The following is a 13413-nucleotide window of genomic DNA, read 5'->3' on the forward strand; positions in this document are numbered from 1 at the left end:
CCCCCCCCCCCCCCCCCCCCCCCCCCCCCCCCCCCCCCCCCCCCCCCCCCCCCCCGGGCCGCTGCTGGCCAACCGTATAATCCGGAGGCATACAAGAACGACAGACACACACCAAGGGAAAACGTGGCCAAACAAGCGAATGGCCCGGCGCGTCACGTCGCCGTCGAGACCTGGCTGCCCCAGGGCGAACAGGCCGCCTACCTGCGCTCGCTGAGCCATCTGGGCCAACCCGTCACGCTGCCCAGCGGCGCCAGCCTCTTCAACCAGGGCCAGGTCGACGACCTGTTCTACGTGATCGTGACCGGCAAGGTCCATGTCCACATGCTCAGCGAGGACGGCCACGAGTCCATCCTCAACATCATGGGGCCGGGCAGCCTGATCGGCGAGGCCGCCGCCTTCCTCAAGCAGCCGCGCTACTCCAGCGCGCGCGCCATCGAGGACAGCTCCCTGCTGCGCTTCGAGACCGGGCGCATTCCCGACCTGGTGCGGCAGGACCCGGATTTCGCGCTGGCCCTGATCTACCTGCTCAGCGTCAAGCAGCGCCAGATGGTGGCGCGCCTGCGCCAGGCCACCTTCGACTCGCCCGAGCAGCGCGTGATCCGCTTCCTGGACCAGTTCCGCCAGACCCACCAGGACGCCTGCGCCGAGGGCGCGCCCATCACGGTCAACCTGACGCATGAGCAGATCGGCAGCCTGGTGGACCTGTCCCGCGTCACCGTCACGCGCGTGCTGAACCGCCTCAAGCGCGACGGGCTGCTGGACCTGGACGGCAAGAAGATCATGCTGGCCGAGGGTTTCTCGGAGCGCGTGCGCGGCGAATACGCACCCTGACGGACCGGCCGGCTCCCGGGCAGGCCGGCCCGCGCCGGTTCAATGCACGGTGGTGCCGTCCGGCGGGCTCTGGTCCAGCCCCAGCGCCGCTTCCCAGCTGCGCAGCGGCACGCAGGTCTGCAGGCGCACGATGGCGCGCTGGATCAGCGCCGGATGCAGCTCGTGCCCCAGGCCGGTGGCCACGTCGATGGTGGAATCGCCATGCAGCTCGTCCAGCCTGGTCTGCGCCGCCTGGATGAGCGCCACGTCCATGACCGGATCGGCTGAGCCATGCAGCAGGTGCAGCGTGGTGTAGCGCGGCGCGGTCCTGGGCAGTTCGGCGTAGCGCCCCGAGAACGCCATCACGCGGCCGGCCATGCCGTCATGCGCCTGCACCAGCTCCAGCGCCATGATGGCGCCCTGCGAGAAGCCGGCCAGGGCCGTGTCCGATTGCAGCAGGCCGAAGCGCTGCTGCGCCTGCTGCACATACGCGGCCAGCGCCGGCAGCGCCGCCGCCACCCGCGCGGGGCGGTTTTCCTCGGTCACGCCGCGCACCGAGAACCACTGGCGGCCGGCGCCGCCGCCATCGAAGGGCTCGAAGCCTTCAGGGATCAGCACCGCAGCCGTGGGAAAGGCGGCGCGCACCGCCTCGGCCAGCGGCAGCAGGCTGTCCGGCGTGCCGCCGACCCCGTGCAGCAGGATGAACAGCTGGCGCACGTCCACGCCCGGCTCGGGCAGAAATTCGATTTGAGGGGAATGGGCCATGATGCTGCTCCTGCGGGCGTGGGCGCGCGGCCGCGCCCGGAAATTCCGGACATTGTAAAATGCCCGGCTTTGCCGTCCAGCCCGGCGCCCGCGCCGCCTGGCGCGGCGCCCGTCCCTGACGCCAAGCGGCCTGGACTTTCAAGGCCCCGGACTACAGTTCCCGCTCCCCCCTGGGCGAGGCGGAACCGGCCACTGTCCGGCATCCACCCATACGGCCCCTTGCAACAAATACCCCTGGCATTCCAACAATGACGACACCGACGACAGATTCGGGGACCCCTGCGGGCAGCGCGAATCAGCTGCAGCGCGTGCTCAAGGCGCGCCACCTGACCATGATCGCGCTTGGCGGCGCCATCGGCACGGGCCTGTTCATCGCCTCCGGCGCGGCGATCGCCGAGGCCGGTCCCGGCGGCGCGCTGCTGGTCTACCTGGTGATCGGCCTGATGGTCTATTTCATCATGACCAGCCTGGGCGAACTGGCCACCTTCATGCCGGTGTCCGGCTCCTTCTGCACCTATGCCTCGCGCTACGTGGATCCGGGCTTCGGCTTCGCGCTGGGCTGGACCTTCTGGTTCAGCTGGGCCACCGTGGTGGCCGTGGACGTGGTGGCGGCGCAGCTGGTCATGGCCTACTGGTTCCCGGATTCGCCCGGATGGATCTGGAGCGTGGCCTTCCTGGCGCTGACCTTCGGCCTGAACGCCTTCTCGGCGCGCGGCTTCGGCGAATCCGAATACTGGTTCGCGCTGATCAAGGTCATCGCCGTGCTGTGCTTCATCGTCGTGGGCCTGGGCATGCTGGTCGGCATCATCCACAGCGGCGACCAGATCGGCCTGGTCAACTGGAGCGTGGGCGACGCGCCCTTCGTCGGCAACTTCGCCACCTGGGTGGGCGTGGCCATGGTGGTGGCCTATTCGTTCCAGGGCACCGAGCTGGTCGGCGTGGCCGCCGGCGAATCCGAAAACCCGCGCCGCAACGTGCCGCGCGCCATCAACCACGTGTTCTGGCGCATCCTGCTGTTCTACGTGCTGGCCATCCTGATCATCGGCCTGCTCATTCCCTATACCGATCCGCAACTGCTGCGCAACGAGGTCGGCGATATCGCCGTCAGCCCGTTCACGCTGGTGTTCCAGCACGCCGGCCTGCTGTCGGCGGCGACGGTCATGAACGCGGTCATCCTGACTTCGGTGCTGTCGGCCGGAAACTCCGGCATGTACGCCGCCACGCGCATGCTGTTCAACATGGCCGTGGACGGCCAGGCGCCCGCCTTCTTCAAGCGCCTGACGCGCGGCGGCGTGCCGCTGCGCGCGCTGCTGGCCACCACCGTGCTGGCCTGCCTGTGCATGTTCAGCGTGGTCTACAGCCCCAAGGCGGTCTATATCTGGCTGCTGAACTTCGCCGGCATGACGGAGTTCATCGTCTGGCTCAGCATCGCGGTCAGCCACTACCGCTTCCGCCAGGGCTATGTGAAACAGGGCTACGACACCGCCGACCTGCCCTACAAGGCCGGCCTGTTCCCCTTCGGCCCGCTGCTGGCCTTCGTGCTGTGCCTGCTGGTGACGCTGGGCCAGAACTACCAGGCCTTCCTGGAACAGCGCATCGACTGGATCGGCGTGATCTCCACCTATCTGGCGATCCCGCTGTTCCTGGCCTTCTGGATCGGTCACCGGCTGCTGCGCAAGTCGCGCTGGATTCCCTACGCGGACATGCGCTACTACGGCGTGGACGCCAACGGCGCGCCGCCGCCCGCCGCGCGTTCCTGACGCGTGCGCGGCCGCCCGGCATGCCGGGCGGGCCACCTTCTACTGCCGCAAGGCGCCGGCCAGCAGCCGCACTTCCTCCAGCGCGCCGGGCACGCCGCGCTCGGCCAGCACCTCGGCCAGCCGGGAACCGACCGCCACCAGGTCGGCATGCCTGCCCACCGCCCTGGCCTGCTCCGGCGTGCGCACGCCGAAACCCGCCGCCACCGGCAAACCCGTATGCACGCGCACCTTGGCCAGCGCCCGGGCGATGCGGTCCTCGTCCGGCAGCTCGGCCCCGGTCGTGCCGGCCAGCATGATGTGATAGACGAAGCCGCCCGCGTCGCGCAGCGTGTCGGCCAGCCGGGCGTCCTCGGAGGTCGGCGCCGACATGCGGATCAGGTGCATCCCGTGCTCGCGCAACTGGCGGTCGATCTCGCCCGCGTGTTCCAGCGGCAGGTCGACCAGGATCAGCCCGTCCACGCCCGCCTCGCCCGCATCCCGGGCGAAGGCCGCGACGCCATGGCGCAGGATGGGATTGAGATAGCCCATCAGCACCACCGGCGTCCGGCTCTCCGTCTCGCGCAGGGCGCGCACCAGGGCCAGCGTGCGCTTCAAGGTCTGCCCGCCAGCCAGCGCGCGCGCATTGGCCTGCTGCAGGATCGGGCCGTCGGCCACCGGATCGCTGAACGGCATGCCCAGCTCGATCACGTCCGCGCCGGCCGCCGGCAGCCCGCGCAGCAGCGCCAGCGACGCTTCGGGATCGGGGTCGCCCGCCGCGAAATAGGCGGCCAAGCCGCTGCGTCCCGCGCGGCGCAGCGCGCCGAGGGTATGGTCAAGCCGGTTCATGTGCTGCCTCGTCATATTGGGTAACGGTGTCCAGGTCCTTGTCGCCGCGCCCGCTCAGGCACACGATCAGGATGTCGTCGGGCCGCATGCGGGGCGCGAGTTCGCGCGCATGAGCCAGCGCATGGGCGCTTTCCAGCGCCGGCAGGATGCCCTGCCGGCGGGTCAGCCAGTGGAAGGCGGACACGGCCTGCGCGTCGGTCACGGAGACATAGTCCACGCGCTTGCGGTCGTGCAGCAGCGCATGTTCCGGCCCCACGCCCGGGTAGTCCAGGCCCGCCGAGATCGAATGCGCGTTGATGATCTGGCCGTCCTCGTCCTGCAGGTAATAGCTGTGGCAGCCGTGCAGCACGCCGGGGCAGCCGGCCCCCAGGCTGGCCGCGTGAGCGCCGCTGGCCAGGCCCAGCCCGCCCGCTTCCACGCCTATCATCCGCACGCCCGCGTCGCCCAGGAAGGGATAGAAGAAGCCCAGCGCGTTCGAACCGCCGCCGACGCAGGCGACCATGGCATCCGGCAGGCGCCCGGTCCGGGCCAGGATCTGCTCGCGCGTCTCGTCGCCGATCACGCGCTGGAACTCGCGCACCAGCCAGGGATAGGGATGCGGGCCCGCGCCGGTGCCCAGCAGATAGTAGGTGTCGGCGACGTTGGCGATCCAGTCGCGCAGCGCCTCGTTCATCGCATCCTTCAGCGTCGCGGTGCCGGTATGGACGGCGCGCACCTGCGCGCCCAGCATGCGCATGCGGCGCACATTGACGGACTGGCGCGCCATGTCCTGCGCGCCCATGTAGACCACGCATTGCAGGCCGTACAGCGCGCACACCGTCGCGGTGGCCACGCCATGCTGGCCCGCGCCGGTCTCGGCGATGATGCGGCGCTTGCCCATGCGGCGCGCCAGCAGGATCTGGCCCAGGCAGTTGTTGATCTTGTGGGCGCCGGTGTGGTTCAGGTCCTCGCGCTTCAGGTAGATGCGCGCCCCGCCCAGCTCGTCGGAAATGCCCTCGGCCAGAAACAACGGGCTGGGCCGGCCCACGTAATCGGCCAGCATGGCGCGGAAGGACCGCCAGAAGTCCGGATCCTCGCGCAGCGCGCGGAAGGCGCGTTCCAGTTCATCGAGGGCGGGGATGAGGGTTTCGGGCATGTAGCGCCCGCCATAAGGCCCGAATTGGCCATGGCGGTCGGGAATGTCCGGATGGGAAGCTGGCTGCATGAGTCACGGATTCCATTTGCGGTGCTGGCTCGGACGAGCCGGGATTTCCGTTTATGCTAGCTTTCATCAAACCAGTTTTAAATCAATGATTTGTTTATCATAACTGTTAGCTGAACTAACAATCTGATCATGAGACGCCTGCCCTCCCTGAACGCGCTGCGCTTCTTCGACAGCGCCGCCCGCCAGCTGAGCTTCAGCCTGGCCGCCAAGGAACTGTGCGTGACGCACAGCGCCGTCAGCCAACAGATCCGGCAGCTGGAGCAATGGTTCGACTGCCCGCTGTTCGAGCGCCGCGCCGGCGGCGTCCAGCTGACCGCCGCCGGCCTGGACCTGCAGCGCGCGGCCGAGGACGCCTTCGACCTGCTGGAGCGCCGCTGCGACGCGCTCAGGCGCAGCACCCAGCCTTCCGAGCTGGCCGTGGGCGCGCCGGCCAGTTTCCTGTCCAACTGGCTCATCCCCCGGCTGGAGCGTTTCGAGGCCGCGCATCCCGACATCCGCATCCGCCTGCAGACCGCGGCGGACGCCGCCCTGCTGAACACCCGGCGCGTCGACGCGCTGATCCTGGCCGGCCGCGATTGGCCGCGCGAGTGGGCCGTGACGCCGCTGCTGGCCGAGGCCACCGGCCCGGTCTGCGCGCCAGCCTGGGCCGCCCGCCTGTCGCGTCCGGCCGACGTGCTGGACGCACCTCTGCTGCACACCAGCTCGCGGCCCGAGGCCTGGCAGGACTGGGCCGGCCGCGTCGGCGTGAAGCTGGCCCCGCGTCATCCCGGCCGCGAATTCGATCATCTGGGGCACATGCTGGAAGCGGCTGCCGCCGGCCTGGGCGTGGCCATCGCGCCGGCCGTGCTGGTTGAGGCCGAGCTGCATCGCGGCCGTCTGGCCGCGCCGCTGGGCTTCGTCGATAGCTGCGCCGCCTTCAGCCTGTGCACGCTGAAGGCGCAGGATGGCGCGCCCCCCGCGCTGGCGCGGCTGCGCGACTGGCTGCTGGCCGACGCGGCGGCGGTGTGAACGCGGGCGGCCGAACAGGCGCGAACAACGCCGCCGACGGCCGCGCCCAGGTATGCCGCTGGCGCGAATCTATACTGCGAACTTCATCAATTTCCACAACACCTCCATGGCCCCCGCCTCCGTCCTGATCGAACGCGCCTGCGAACAACACGTCCCGGGCATCACCGCGCTGCATGGCGATCCGGACGTCGCGCGCCAGGTCCTGCAATTGCCCTACCCGTCGCTGGAACGATGGCGCAAGCGCATGGAACAGGACAGCGAAAGGCGCGTCGGCCTGGTCGCCACGGTGCAGGGCGAGGTGGCGGGATACGCCAGCCTGGAGCAATTCGAACGCGTCCGGCGCAGCCATTGCGGCAGCGTCGGCATCGCGGTCGCGAAGGGCTGGCACGGCCAGGGCATCGGCGGCCGCCTGCTTGGCGCGCTGCTGGACGTGGCCGACAACTGGATGAACCTGCGCCGGGTGGAACTGATGGTCTATACCGACAACGAACCCGCCATCGCCCTGTACCGCAAGCACGGCTTCGCGGTCGAAGGCGAACTGCGCGACTACGCGGTGCGCGACGGCCGCCATGTCAACGCCTACGCCATGGCCAGGTTGCGCGACGCCGACCCGCGTTGAATGCCGGGCGGGCCGCTGGCCTGCCCACTCGCCTGCCCTGGCGCTAGCGGCCCATGAACCAGCCCACGCCCGCCCAGCCCGGCGCCAGCAGGGCCGCCGCCCACAGGAAAGCCGAGGCCCAGTTGGCCGCCTGGAACGGCCCGCGCCGCATCTCGAAAATGCCGGCCAGCGTCGGCACCGTGGCGCGCAAGGGCCCGAAGAAGCGGCACAGCACGATGCTCAGCACGCCCCAGCGCTTGATGAAAGCCGCCGCGCGCAGCACCTGGCGCGGCCGGCGCCGCAGCGGCGCCCATTGCAGCAGCGCCGGCCCGACCTTCACGCCCAGCGCATAAGCGACCCAGTCGCCCAGCGCGGCGCCGATCGCGATGGCCAGCCAGACGGGCGCGAACTGCCCCGCGCCCGACCCCAGCACGGCCCCGATCGACAGCAGTAGCGCCGTGCCCGGCACGAACAGCGCCACCAGCGGCAGTGACTTCACGAAGGCGAAAGCGAAGCCGATGGCCGGCAGCCATTGCTCGTGGGCGCGGGCAAAGCCCAGGATCTGGTCGATGAGGTTGCCGAAGAAATCGGGCATCGTGGAACGGGAGCGCGGCAGGTCTGGAAAAGCGCCCACCTTAGCACGCAGGCTCGGGCGCCTGCCCAGCCGGGGCCGACCGCCGCGCCCGTCGCCCTGCGTCCGTTCCACACGCCCGGCCCACACACGGGGCCACGCGGACGCGGCCCGTCCGTTCAGGCCCGGACCGGACGCGCCGTTGGCAGCCCCGCCGGCGCGTCTGCCTTGGCGCGCCCCGCGTCGAACAGACGCCGGACCCGCTCGCGCTCCTGCTCCGATTGGCCGAAGCAGACATGGCAGCCCAGGTACAGCAACAGGTTGACGCCCAGCGCCAGCACGCCCGAGGTCAGGCTGCCCAACCCCGGCATGTCGTCGGGATAGAACCAGGTCAGCACCGCCGCCAGCGTGAAGCCGCAGCCCATCGACAGCAAGGCGCCGATGCGGTTGCCGCCGCGCCAGAACATGCCCAGGAACAGCGGCACCGCCAGCTGCACGATGCCTTGGTAGGACATCTGCGCCAGCAGTTGCAGCCGTGGGAAATCGTAGGTCAGGAAGGCCACCACCGAAGCGCCCAGCATGAACACCGCCATCGAGGCCTTGGCGATGATGGTCATCTGCCGGTCCGTGCGCGGCGACACCACCTGCACGATGTCATTGGCGATCTGCGCCCCGCAGACCTGCACGCAGCCGTCCACCCAGCCCATGCTGGCGGCCAGCACGATGACGATGGCCAGGCCCAGCATCCATTCGCCGCCCACGTGGTACAGCAGCGTGAACCAGCCGTCCTGCGGCTTGGCGCTGACCACGTCCAGGCCGCTGGCGGCCAGCGCCACCAGCGTCAGCAGCGCGTAGAAGCCGCCGGCCACGATCATGGTCTGCACCGTGCCCTTCTTCACCGCGCCCACGCCGCTGGCGGTGTAGATGCGCTGGTAGCTGGTCGGCCAGCACAGCGAGCCGATCACGCCCGTCAGGATCAGGCTGGACACGTACCAGATGCCGTACTGGCCGCCCTGCCCCGGCAGGCGCAGCAGCTCGGACGGCAGCGTCGCCAGATTCGCGTAGGACGCCTCGCGGCTGAACCAGAGCAGGCCCAGGCACAGCAGCGCGCTGCCGCCATAGGCCACGATGCCCTGCGCCAGGTCGGTGATGACCAGGCCGCGCATGCCCATCTGCACCGTCCAGATCTGCCGCACGCCGATCAGGGCCACGCCCGCGATCAGGCTGGCGCCCACGCTCCAGGCGCCGAAGCTGGCGAAATGGAACAGCACAGCCATGGCCTGGATGCCCAGGACCAGCCAGGGAAACAGGCAGATGATGCCGATCAGGCTGGCGATCACGCGCACCGCCTTCGAATCGAAGCGCATGCCCAGCATGTCGCACTGGGTGCGCAGGTCGAAGCGCTTGCCCCAGACCCAGGCCCGTTCCGCCATCAGGTACATGGCGGTCACGCCCAGCAGCGAGTAGGCCAGCGCATAAAGGCCCAGCACGCCCGCGCCGGCGCTCAGGCCGAAGAAGGCCGTGTAGGTGGCGCCGGGCCACCATGAGTTGGTGTACGACATGGCGATGAACCAGGCGGAAAAGGACCGGCCGCCCACCGCGTAGTCGGTGAAGGTGCCGCTGCTGCGCTTGGTGGCATAGAGGATCACGACGATCAACGCCATGAATCCGAACAGCATGCCGAAGGTGATCAGGGGGGATCCGTTCATGGCGTTCTCTCAGGAATGTTCGTTGTCCAGCTCGTCGCCGAACTCGCCGCGCAGGCGCTCCACGCGCATCAGCAAGGCAATGCCGACCACCAGCAGCACGGCGTCGATCAGCCAGTAGGCGATCGCCAGCGGCATGCCCAGCACCAGCGCGCGCTGGCCGCCCGCGGCCAGGTAGAACGGCGGGAACACCGCCAGCAGCAGGCAGCCTCCCAGCCATAGGCCGACGATGGCGGACTTGGCCCGCGCCGGCAGTTTGATGATCAGGTCTTTCATTGCGGCCTCCGGCGCGCCGGCTGCGCCGCCCGAGGGACGGTCCCGCGGGCGGCGCGATGGAAAGGAAAATGGAAGGGACGGCCCGGGGCTAGAAGGGCTCGGGGTCCAGGAAGCGGTTCAGGACGTTGCGCATGATCCGGGACACGTTGTTGTCGTAGCCGTTGTGCGACAGGCTGCCGGCCCAGGCGATGGACCCGGTCGAGAACACCGCCCCGCCGGCCGCCGTCTCGTAGAAGACCAGGTCCGCCTTCACCAGCGGACTGACGGTGCCGCCGGTGCCTGGGTAGTTGATGAGGATTTCCTCGGCCACCACCTGATAGATGTCGGAATGGCCGGTCGAGGACGCCAGCACCAGCGTGTTCGGCGGGCTGCCCAGCAGGCGATCGACATGATCCAGCTCCAGCCCGGCCGCGCCGTTGCCGACCAGCCCGAAGTCGCCGATGCGCTCGTCGTCCGCGATGCCCTCGAAGATGAAGCGGGCGCGCGGATCGAAGCTGCCTTCCTGGCGCAGGTAGTACGAGGAATCATCGAAGCCCTGGGCGATGAAGCCGTTGCCGGCGATCATCTGCGGCGGCCGTCCCTGGCGCCGCCAGAGACCGCCGTACTCGCCGGTGAAGCTGTGGTAGTACTCGCCCGGTTCGGCCGCCCAGGCGCGGGTGCCGTCCTCGTTGCGGCGCACCTCCATCACGCCCGGCACCGAGGGATTGAAGGCCACGCGCCAGTACCAGGTGTTGCCGCCCATCGAGATGATGCGCCCGCCCCGACCGCGAAATGCGTCCACCGCGTCCCACATTTCCTTGGACCAGTACTCGGAATGGCTGCTGGTGACCAGCACGTCGTAATCGCCCAGCGCCGCCTCGCCCTGGTAATGCAGGTCTTCGTCCGACAGGCAGTCGTAGCCGTAACCCTGCGCCTCCAGCCAGTCCGTGACATGCGTGTCGGCGTTGAATTGCCACAGCGCGGAACCGCGTCCGCCCAGCCAGGAGCGGTACTTCGGCCGCATGTTCAGGATGGGCCGCAGCCGCGAGGTGTAGCAAACGCCCGCGCCGTCGCTGTGCACGTCGTAACAGGAGTTGCCGTATTCGCGGTGCTCGCTGAGGAACACGTCGTTCTTGCGCAGCACCGCCACCTGGTCGGTCAACAGCTGCGCCAGCGGCGCGTCGGTGGGCATGTGCTCGTTGGCATAGGCCATGTAGCTGGCGGTGGGCACCAGGTAGGCGATGCGGTTGCTGGTCTGGCCCGGCGTGGCGCGGACCACGAAGGGGATGAACTCCTCGTCGTCGCCGCAGCGCAGATGGGCCGCGTACAGGCCGGACCGCAGCGATGCCGGCACGGTCAGCGAGAAATCGGTCTCCCAGCCGGCGTCGTGGACGCTGTCGTCGTGAAAGTGCATCGCCCCGTACTGCCGGGGGGCGTGGCGCCAGTTCATTTCCTCGCCGGTCCAGTTGGCGCCCTTCATCGCGCGCACCGGCAGGTTGAGCGTGCGGCCGTGCAGTTGGTTGCCGCTGATGTCCTCGATCGACTCGGATTCCATCCGGCGCGAGAAATCCCACACCCCCACCACGCCGGCCGTGCGCATGCCCTGGAACGACGGATCTTCCAGCGCGCGGATCTCTGCCTCGTCCAGCGCGCGGGCGCTCAGCCGGGGACGGTCGATCTTGCCGTTCATCAGCGCCGTGCCGATGATGCGGCCGCCTGCCGGCGCGGGCGTCGCGGCGAAGGCCAGCAGGGTCTGCCCATCCAGCGCCGGCGCCGTCCGCCGCTGCTGCACGCGGACGCGGTCGTCAACGCGGGCGTAGACGCGGTGCGGCACCTGATGCAAGGTGAGCACGCCCTCTTGCGCGTCGATCGACAAGGCCACCGAATACCACTCGCGCGCCAGCATGGGCTTGCCGCTGGCCACGGTCTCGGTCCGCCCGCCTTGTGCCAGCACCGCCTCCAGCTCGCCCCGGGCATTGATATCCAGCCGCACGCCCTGGCCGGCGTCGGGATTCCACAGGCTCATGATGGTCTGCGCCCGACCGCCCGGCCGCGTCGGCCAGACGATGGCCTGCAGCGTCATCGAACGCAGCCGCGCGAAGTGACGGTTGCCGTCGACACAGGCCCAGGAGCCGCAGTGGATCCGCTGCTCCCGTCCATCATGGCGCCCCTCGATGCTGCTGGGCACGTGCGCTTCCTTGTAGCCGGGCCCCGCCGGATTCATGTCGCCGTGGATGATACGCACGAGCCGCGCCTCATACGGCCGGGCGGGCCGCGCGCTCACCTTGAAGGCGATCGTCTCGCCGCCCGCCACGCTGATCTTGTCGCTATAGCCGGTAATGCTGCTGTTCATTGCCTGTCTCCCATGCTTGCGCTCATTGCCCGCGCCGTCAGTCTTGCAACGCCTGCCCGAAGTGTTGTTCCCAGCGGGCCTTGAAGACGAACCATTCGGCGTCCTCGATGCGGTCGAAGACCGCGCCCGCGATGAGCTCGACAGGGTCATCGCGGGTCGCGCCGAGGCGGGCGACCTGCCAGGGGCCGTAGTGCGACAGTTCGACCAGCACATGCTTGTGCGCCACGGCCGCGCCGCGAAAGCGTTCCAGCAGGCGCTTGAGCGGCTCGCTGTGCGGGCCGCAGGGCCGGGCGCGGAATTCCTCGGCCAGCCCGGGATCGGAGTGCGGTGTCATCGTGTTCCCCTTGGGTTGAAATCGCTTGCGGCCAAGATATCAACCCCCGCCCGGCGGGAATGTCGTGGGAGTGCACGGTTTGTTTGTCCGGCGGCGGGCGGACCGCCGGGCATCACTGCGTGTCAGGAGACGGCGGGCGCGGCCCCGCGCTGGCGCAGCTCGCCGGCGGTACAGCCGAAGCGCTGCCTGAACGCATAACAGAAGTGGGAGAAATTGCTGAATCCGGCGCGGTACATCACTTCCTTGATCGTCAGGTGGTTCAAGCGGGCGTCGGCCAGCATCTCGTAGGCCTGCTGCAAGTGCGCCTCGCGCAGCTGTTCGCCGAAACTGGTGGCGTGCCGCGCCAGGATGCGGTGCACGTACCCCGGCGAGATGCGCAGCTGCTGCGCCACCTGCGCGGCATTCAGCGGCGTCTCTGCGTCGCAGCCCCGGATCCGGCTGACGATCTCCCGGTACAGCCAGTCCGTCCCGCGCCGGCCGCCTTCCGCCGCGCCGGCCTCGTCGCCTTCTTCCTCCTCGCCGCGCAGCAGGATCGCCACCAGCCGCGCCACCTCGGAGGCCAGCGCCGGTCCGAGCCGCTGGCGCGACGCGTCGTTCAGCCGCCACGCCGACTGCGCGAAACCACGGACCACGCCGGCGAATTCGCCCGGGCCGCGCGGCGCCCGGGCGCAATGCGTCCAGGCGCGCGGATACTCGCTTTCCAGCGCCTGGGCCGGAATGCGGATGGTGGTGTTGCGAAAATTGTCGGCGCAGGACAGCTCGTAGTATTCGCTGCTGCGCACCATGACGTAGCCGCCGGCCTGCACATAGCCGTTGCGCCCCTGGTGCTCGAAGTACAACGGCCCGGTCTCGGGAAAGACCAGCACGTAGCTGTCTTCGCCATCGCTGGCGATATGGGCCCGCGTCCGCAGCACGCGCTGCCGGTCGGAGTCGAAGCGCGTCAGGCTGACCCGACCCAGCGCCTGTTCGGCCAGTGTGCCGCGGATGCCGTGCTTGCGGTCGCCCACGATATCGACGCGGTAGTACACGTCGCCCATGATCTGCTGCCACTTCAGCAATTGGCGCGACGAATCCACGCCTACCGTGCTGTGCACGTGAGCCATGATGCTTCCCCTGTATGGTTTTATGGAACCGCGACTGCGCGCGGGGGGGGGGGGGGGGGGGGGGGGGGGGGGGGGGGGGGGGGGGGGGGGGGGGGGGGGGGGGGGGGGGGGGGGGGGGGGG

At 69.6% G+C, this 13413-nt stretch carries 13 protein-coding genes; 4 read left to right on the forward strand and 9 right to left on the reverse strand.

Annotation, left to right across the window (positions count from 1 at the left end):
* Positions 1-123 precede the first annotated feature (123 nt).
* A complete protein-coding gene (locus ACEU5R_RS30580) occupies positions 124-831 on the forward strand; it encodes a Crp/Fnr family transcriptional regulator (RefSeq protein ID WP_158658433.1) in 708 nt (235 codons plus the stop codon).
* A 39-nt stretch (positions 832-870) separates the two neighbouring features.
* Here ACEU5R_RS30580 and ypfH read toward each other — a convergent pair whose 3' ends face one another.
* The gene (gene ypfH, locus ACEU5R_RS30585) at positions 871-1575 is read right to left on the reverse strand and encodes an esterase (RefSeq protein ID WP_392413556.1); all 705 of its coding nucleotides are present in this window, start codon (positions 1573-1575) and stop codon (positions 871-873) included.
* A gap of 248 nt (positions 1576-1823) precedes the next feature.
* Here ypfH and ACEU5R_RS30590 point away from each other — a divergent pair, with 248 nt between their 5' ends.
* Positions 1824-3335, forward strand: coding sequence for an amino acid permease (locus tag ACEU5R_RS30590; protein ID WP_103274668.1), 1512 nt, complete (start codon positions 1824-1826; stop codon positions 3333-3335).
* A gap of 39 nt (positions 3336-3374) precedes the next feature.
* Here ACEU5R_RS30590 and trpA read toward each other — a convergent pair whose 3' ends face one another.
* Positions 3375-4160, reverse strand: a complete 786-nt coding sequence (gene trpA, locus ACEU5R_RS30595) for a tryptophan synthase subunit alpha (protein ID WP_392413558.1) — start codon at positions 4158-4160, stop codon at positions 3375-3377.
* On the reverse strand, positions 4147-5364 hold the full coding sequence (gene trpB / locus ACEU5R_RS30600; protein WP_103274670.1) for a tryptophan synthase subunit beta: 1218 nt from the start codon (positions 5362-5364) through the stop codon (positions 4147-4149). Before trpB ends, trpA begins: the two co-directional genes overlap by 14 nt.
* Positions 5365-5493: 129 nt before the next feature.
* Between trpB and ACEU5R_RS30605 the strand changes: the two genes are divergently transcribed.
* Together ACEU5R_RS30605 and ACEU5R_RS30610 are read left to right on the forward strand one after the other, a co-directional pair.
* Positions 5494-6372, forward strand: a complete 879-nt coding sequence (locus ACEU5R_RS30605) for a LysR substrate-binding domain-containing protein (RefSeq protein WP_392413561.1) — start codon at positions 5494-5496, stop codon at positions 6370-6372.
* Between the two features lie 106 nt (positions 6373-6478).
* Positions 6479-6991 carry a GNAT family N-acetyltransferase gene (locus tag ACEU5R_RS30610; RefSeq protein WP_392413563.1) on the forward strand — a complete coding sequence of 171 codons (513 nt, stop codon included), beginning with the start codon at positions 6479-6481 and terminating at the stop codon, positions 6989-6991.
* A 43-nt stretch (positions 6992-7034) separates the two neighbouring features.
* On the opposite strand, the gene ACEU5R_RS30615 is transcribed toward ACEU5R_RS30610, so the two are convergent.
* The 6 genes from ACEU5R_RS30615 to ACEU5R_RS30640 all read right to left on the reverse strand — a co-directional run bounded on the left by ACEU5R_RS30615 (position 7035) and on the right by ACEU5R_RS30640 (position 13292).
* On the reverse strand, positions 7035-7565 hold the full coding sequence (locus ACEU5R_RS30615) for a DedA family protein (protein WP_103274672.1): 531 nt from the start codon (positions 7563-7565) through the stop codon (positions 7035-7037).
* A 155-nt stretch (positions 7566-7720) separates the two neighbouring features.
* A complete protein-coding gene (locus ACEU5R_RS30620; RefSeq protein ID WP_392413565.1) occupies positions 7721-9250 on the reverse strand; it encodes a sodium:solute symporter family protein in 1530 nt (509 codons plus the stop codon).
* A gap of 9 nt (positions 9251-9259) precedes the next feature.
* Complete coding sequence (locus tag ACEU5R_RS30625) at positions 9260-9523, reverse strand: hypothetical protein (protein WP_392413567.1); 264 nt, start codon at positions 9521-9523, stop codon at positions 9260-9262.
* 88 nt (positions 9524-9611) lie between these two features.
* The gene (locus ACEU5R_RS30630; RefSeq protein WP_392413569.1) at positions 9612-11855 is read right to left on the reverse strand and encodes a N,N-dimethylformamidase beta subunit family domain-containing protein; all 2244 of its coding nucleotides are present in this window, start codon (positions 11853-11855) and stop codon (positions 9612-9614) included.
* A gap of 37 nt (positions 11856-11892) precedes the next feature.
* Positions 11893-12189, reverse strand: coding sequence for a hypothetical protein (locus tag ACEU5R_RS30635; RefSeq protein WP_392413570.1), 297 nt, complete (start codon positions 12187-12189; stop codon positions 11893-11895).
* A 122-nt stretch (positions 12190-12311) separates the two neighbouring features.
* The gene (locus tag ACEU5R_RS30640; RefSeq protein ID WP_392413572.1) at positions 12312-13292 is read right to left on the reverse strand and encodes a helix-turn-helix transcriptional regulator; all 981 of its coding nucleotides are present in this window, start codon (positions 13290-13292) and stop codon (positions 12312-12314) included.
* Positions 13293-13413 lie beyond the last annotated feature (121 nt).

The organism is Achromobacter sp. 413638 (assembly GCF_043119405.1).
Lineage (GTDB): Bacteria > Pseudomonadota > Gammaproteobacteria > Burkholderiales > Burkholderiaceae_B > Achromobacter.

What these genes read in the sequence shown, in the direction of transcription:
- ACEU5R_RS30620 (WP_392413565.1), bottom strand. Translation starts at nt 9,250, where the DNA reads ATGAACGGATCCCCCCTGATCACCTTCGGCATGCTGTTCGGATTCATG.
- ACEU5R_RS30615 (WP_103274672.1), bottom strand. Translation starts at nt 7,565, where the DNA reads ATGCCCGATTTCTTCGGCAACCTCATCGACCAGATCCTGGGCTTTGCC.
- trpB (WP_103274670.1), bottom strand. Translation starts at nt 5,364, where the DNA reads ATGCAGCCAGCTTCCCATCCGGACATTCCCGACCGCCATGGCCAATTC.
- ACEU5R_RS30630 (WP_392413569.1), bottom strand. Translation starts at nt 11,855, where the DNA reads ATGAACAGCAGCATTACCGGCTATAGCGACAAGATCAGCGTGGCGGGC.
- trpA (WP_392413558.1), bottom strand. Translation starts at nt 4,160, where the DNA reads ATGAACCGGCTTGACCATACCCTCGGCGCGCTGCGCCGCGCGGGACGC.
- ypfH (WP_392413556.1), bottom strand. Translation starts at nt 1,575, where the DNA reads ATGGCCCATTCCCCTCAAATCGAATTTCTGCCCGAGCCGGGCGTGGAC.
- ACEU5R_RS30625 (WP_392413567.1), bottom strand. Translation starts at nt 9,523, where the DNA reads ATGAAAGACCTGATCATCAAACTGCCGGCGCGGGCCAAGTCCGCCATC.
- ACEU5R_RS30605 (WP_392413561.1), top strand. Translation starts at nt 5,494, where the DNA reads ATGAGACGCCTGCCCTCCCTGAACGCGCTGCGCTTCTTCGACAGCGCC.
- ACEU5R_RS30610 (WP_392413563.1), top strand. Translation starts at nt 6,479, where the DNA reads ATGGCCCCCGCCTCCGTCCTGATCGAACGCGCCTGCGAACAACACGTC.
- ACEU5R_RS30640 (WP_392413572.1), bottom strand. Translation starts at nt 13,292, where the DNA reads ATGGCTCACGTGCACAGCACGGTAGGCGTGGATTCGTCGCGCCAATTG.
- ACEU5R_RS30590 (WP_103274668.1), top strand. Translation starts at nt 1,824, where the DNA reads ATGACGACACCGACGACAGATTCGGGGACCCCTGCGGGCAGCGCGAAT.
- ACEU5R_RS30635 (WP_392413570.1), bottom strand. Translation starts at nt 12,189, where the DNA reads ATGACACCGCACTCCGATCCCGGGCTGGCCGAGGAATTCCGCGCCCGG.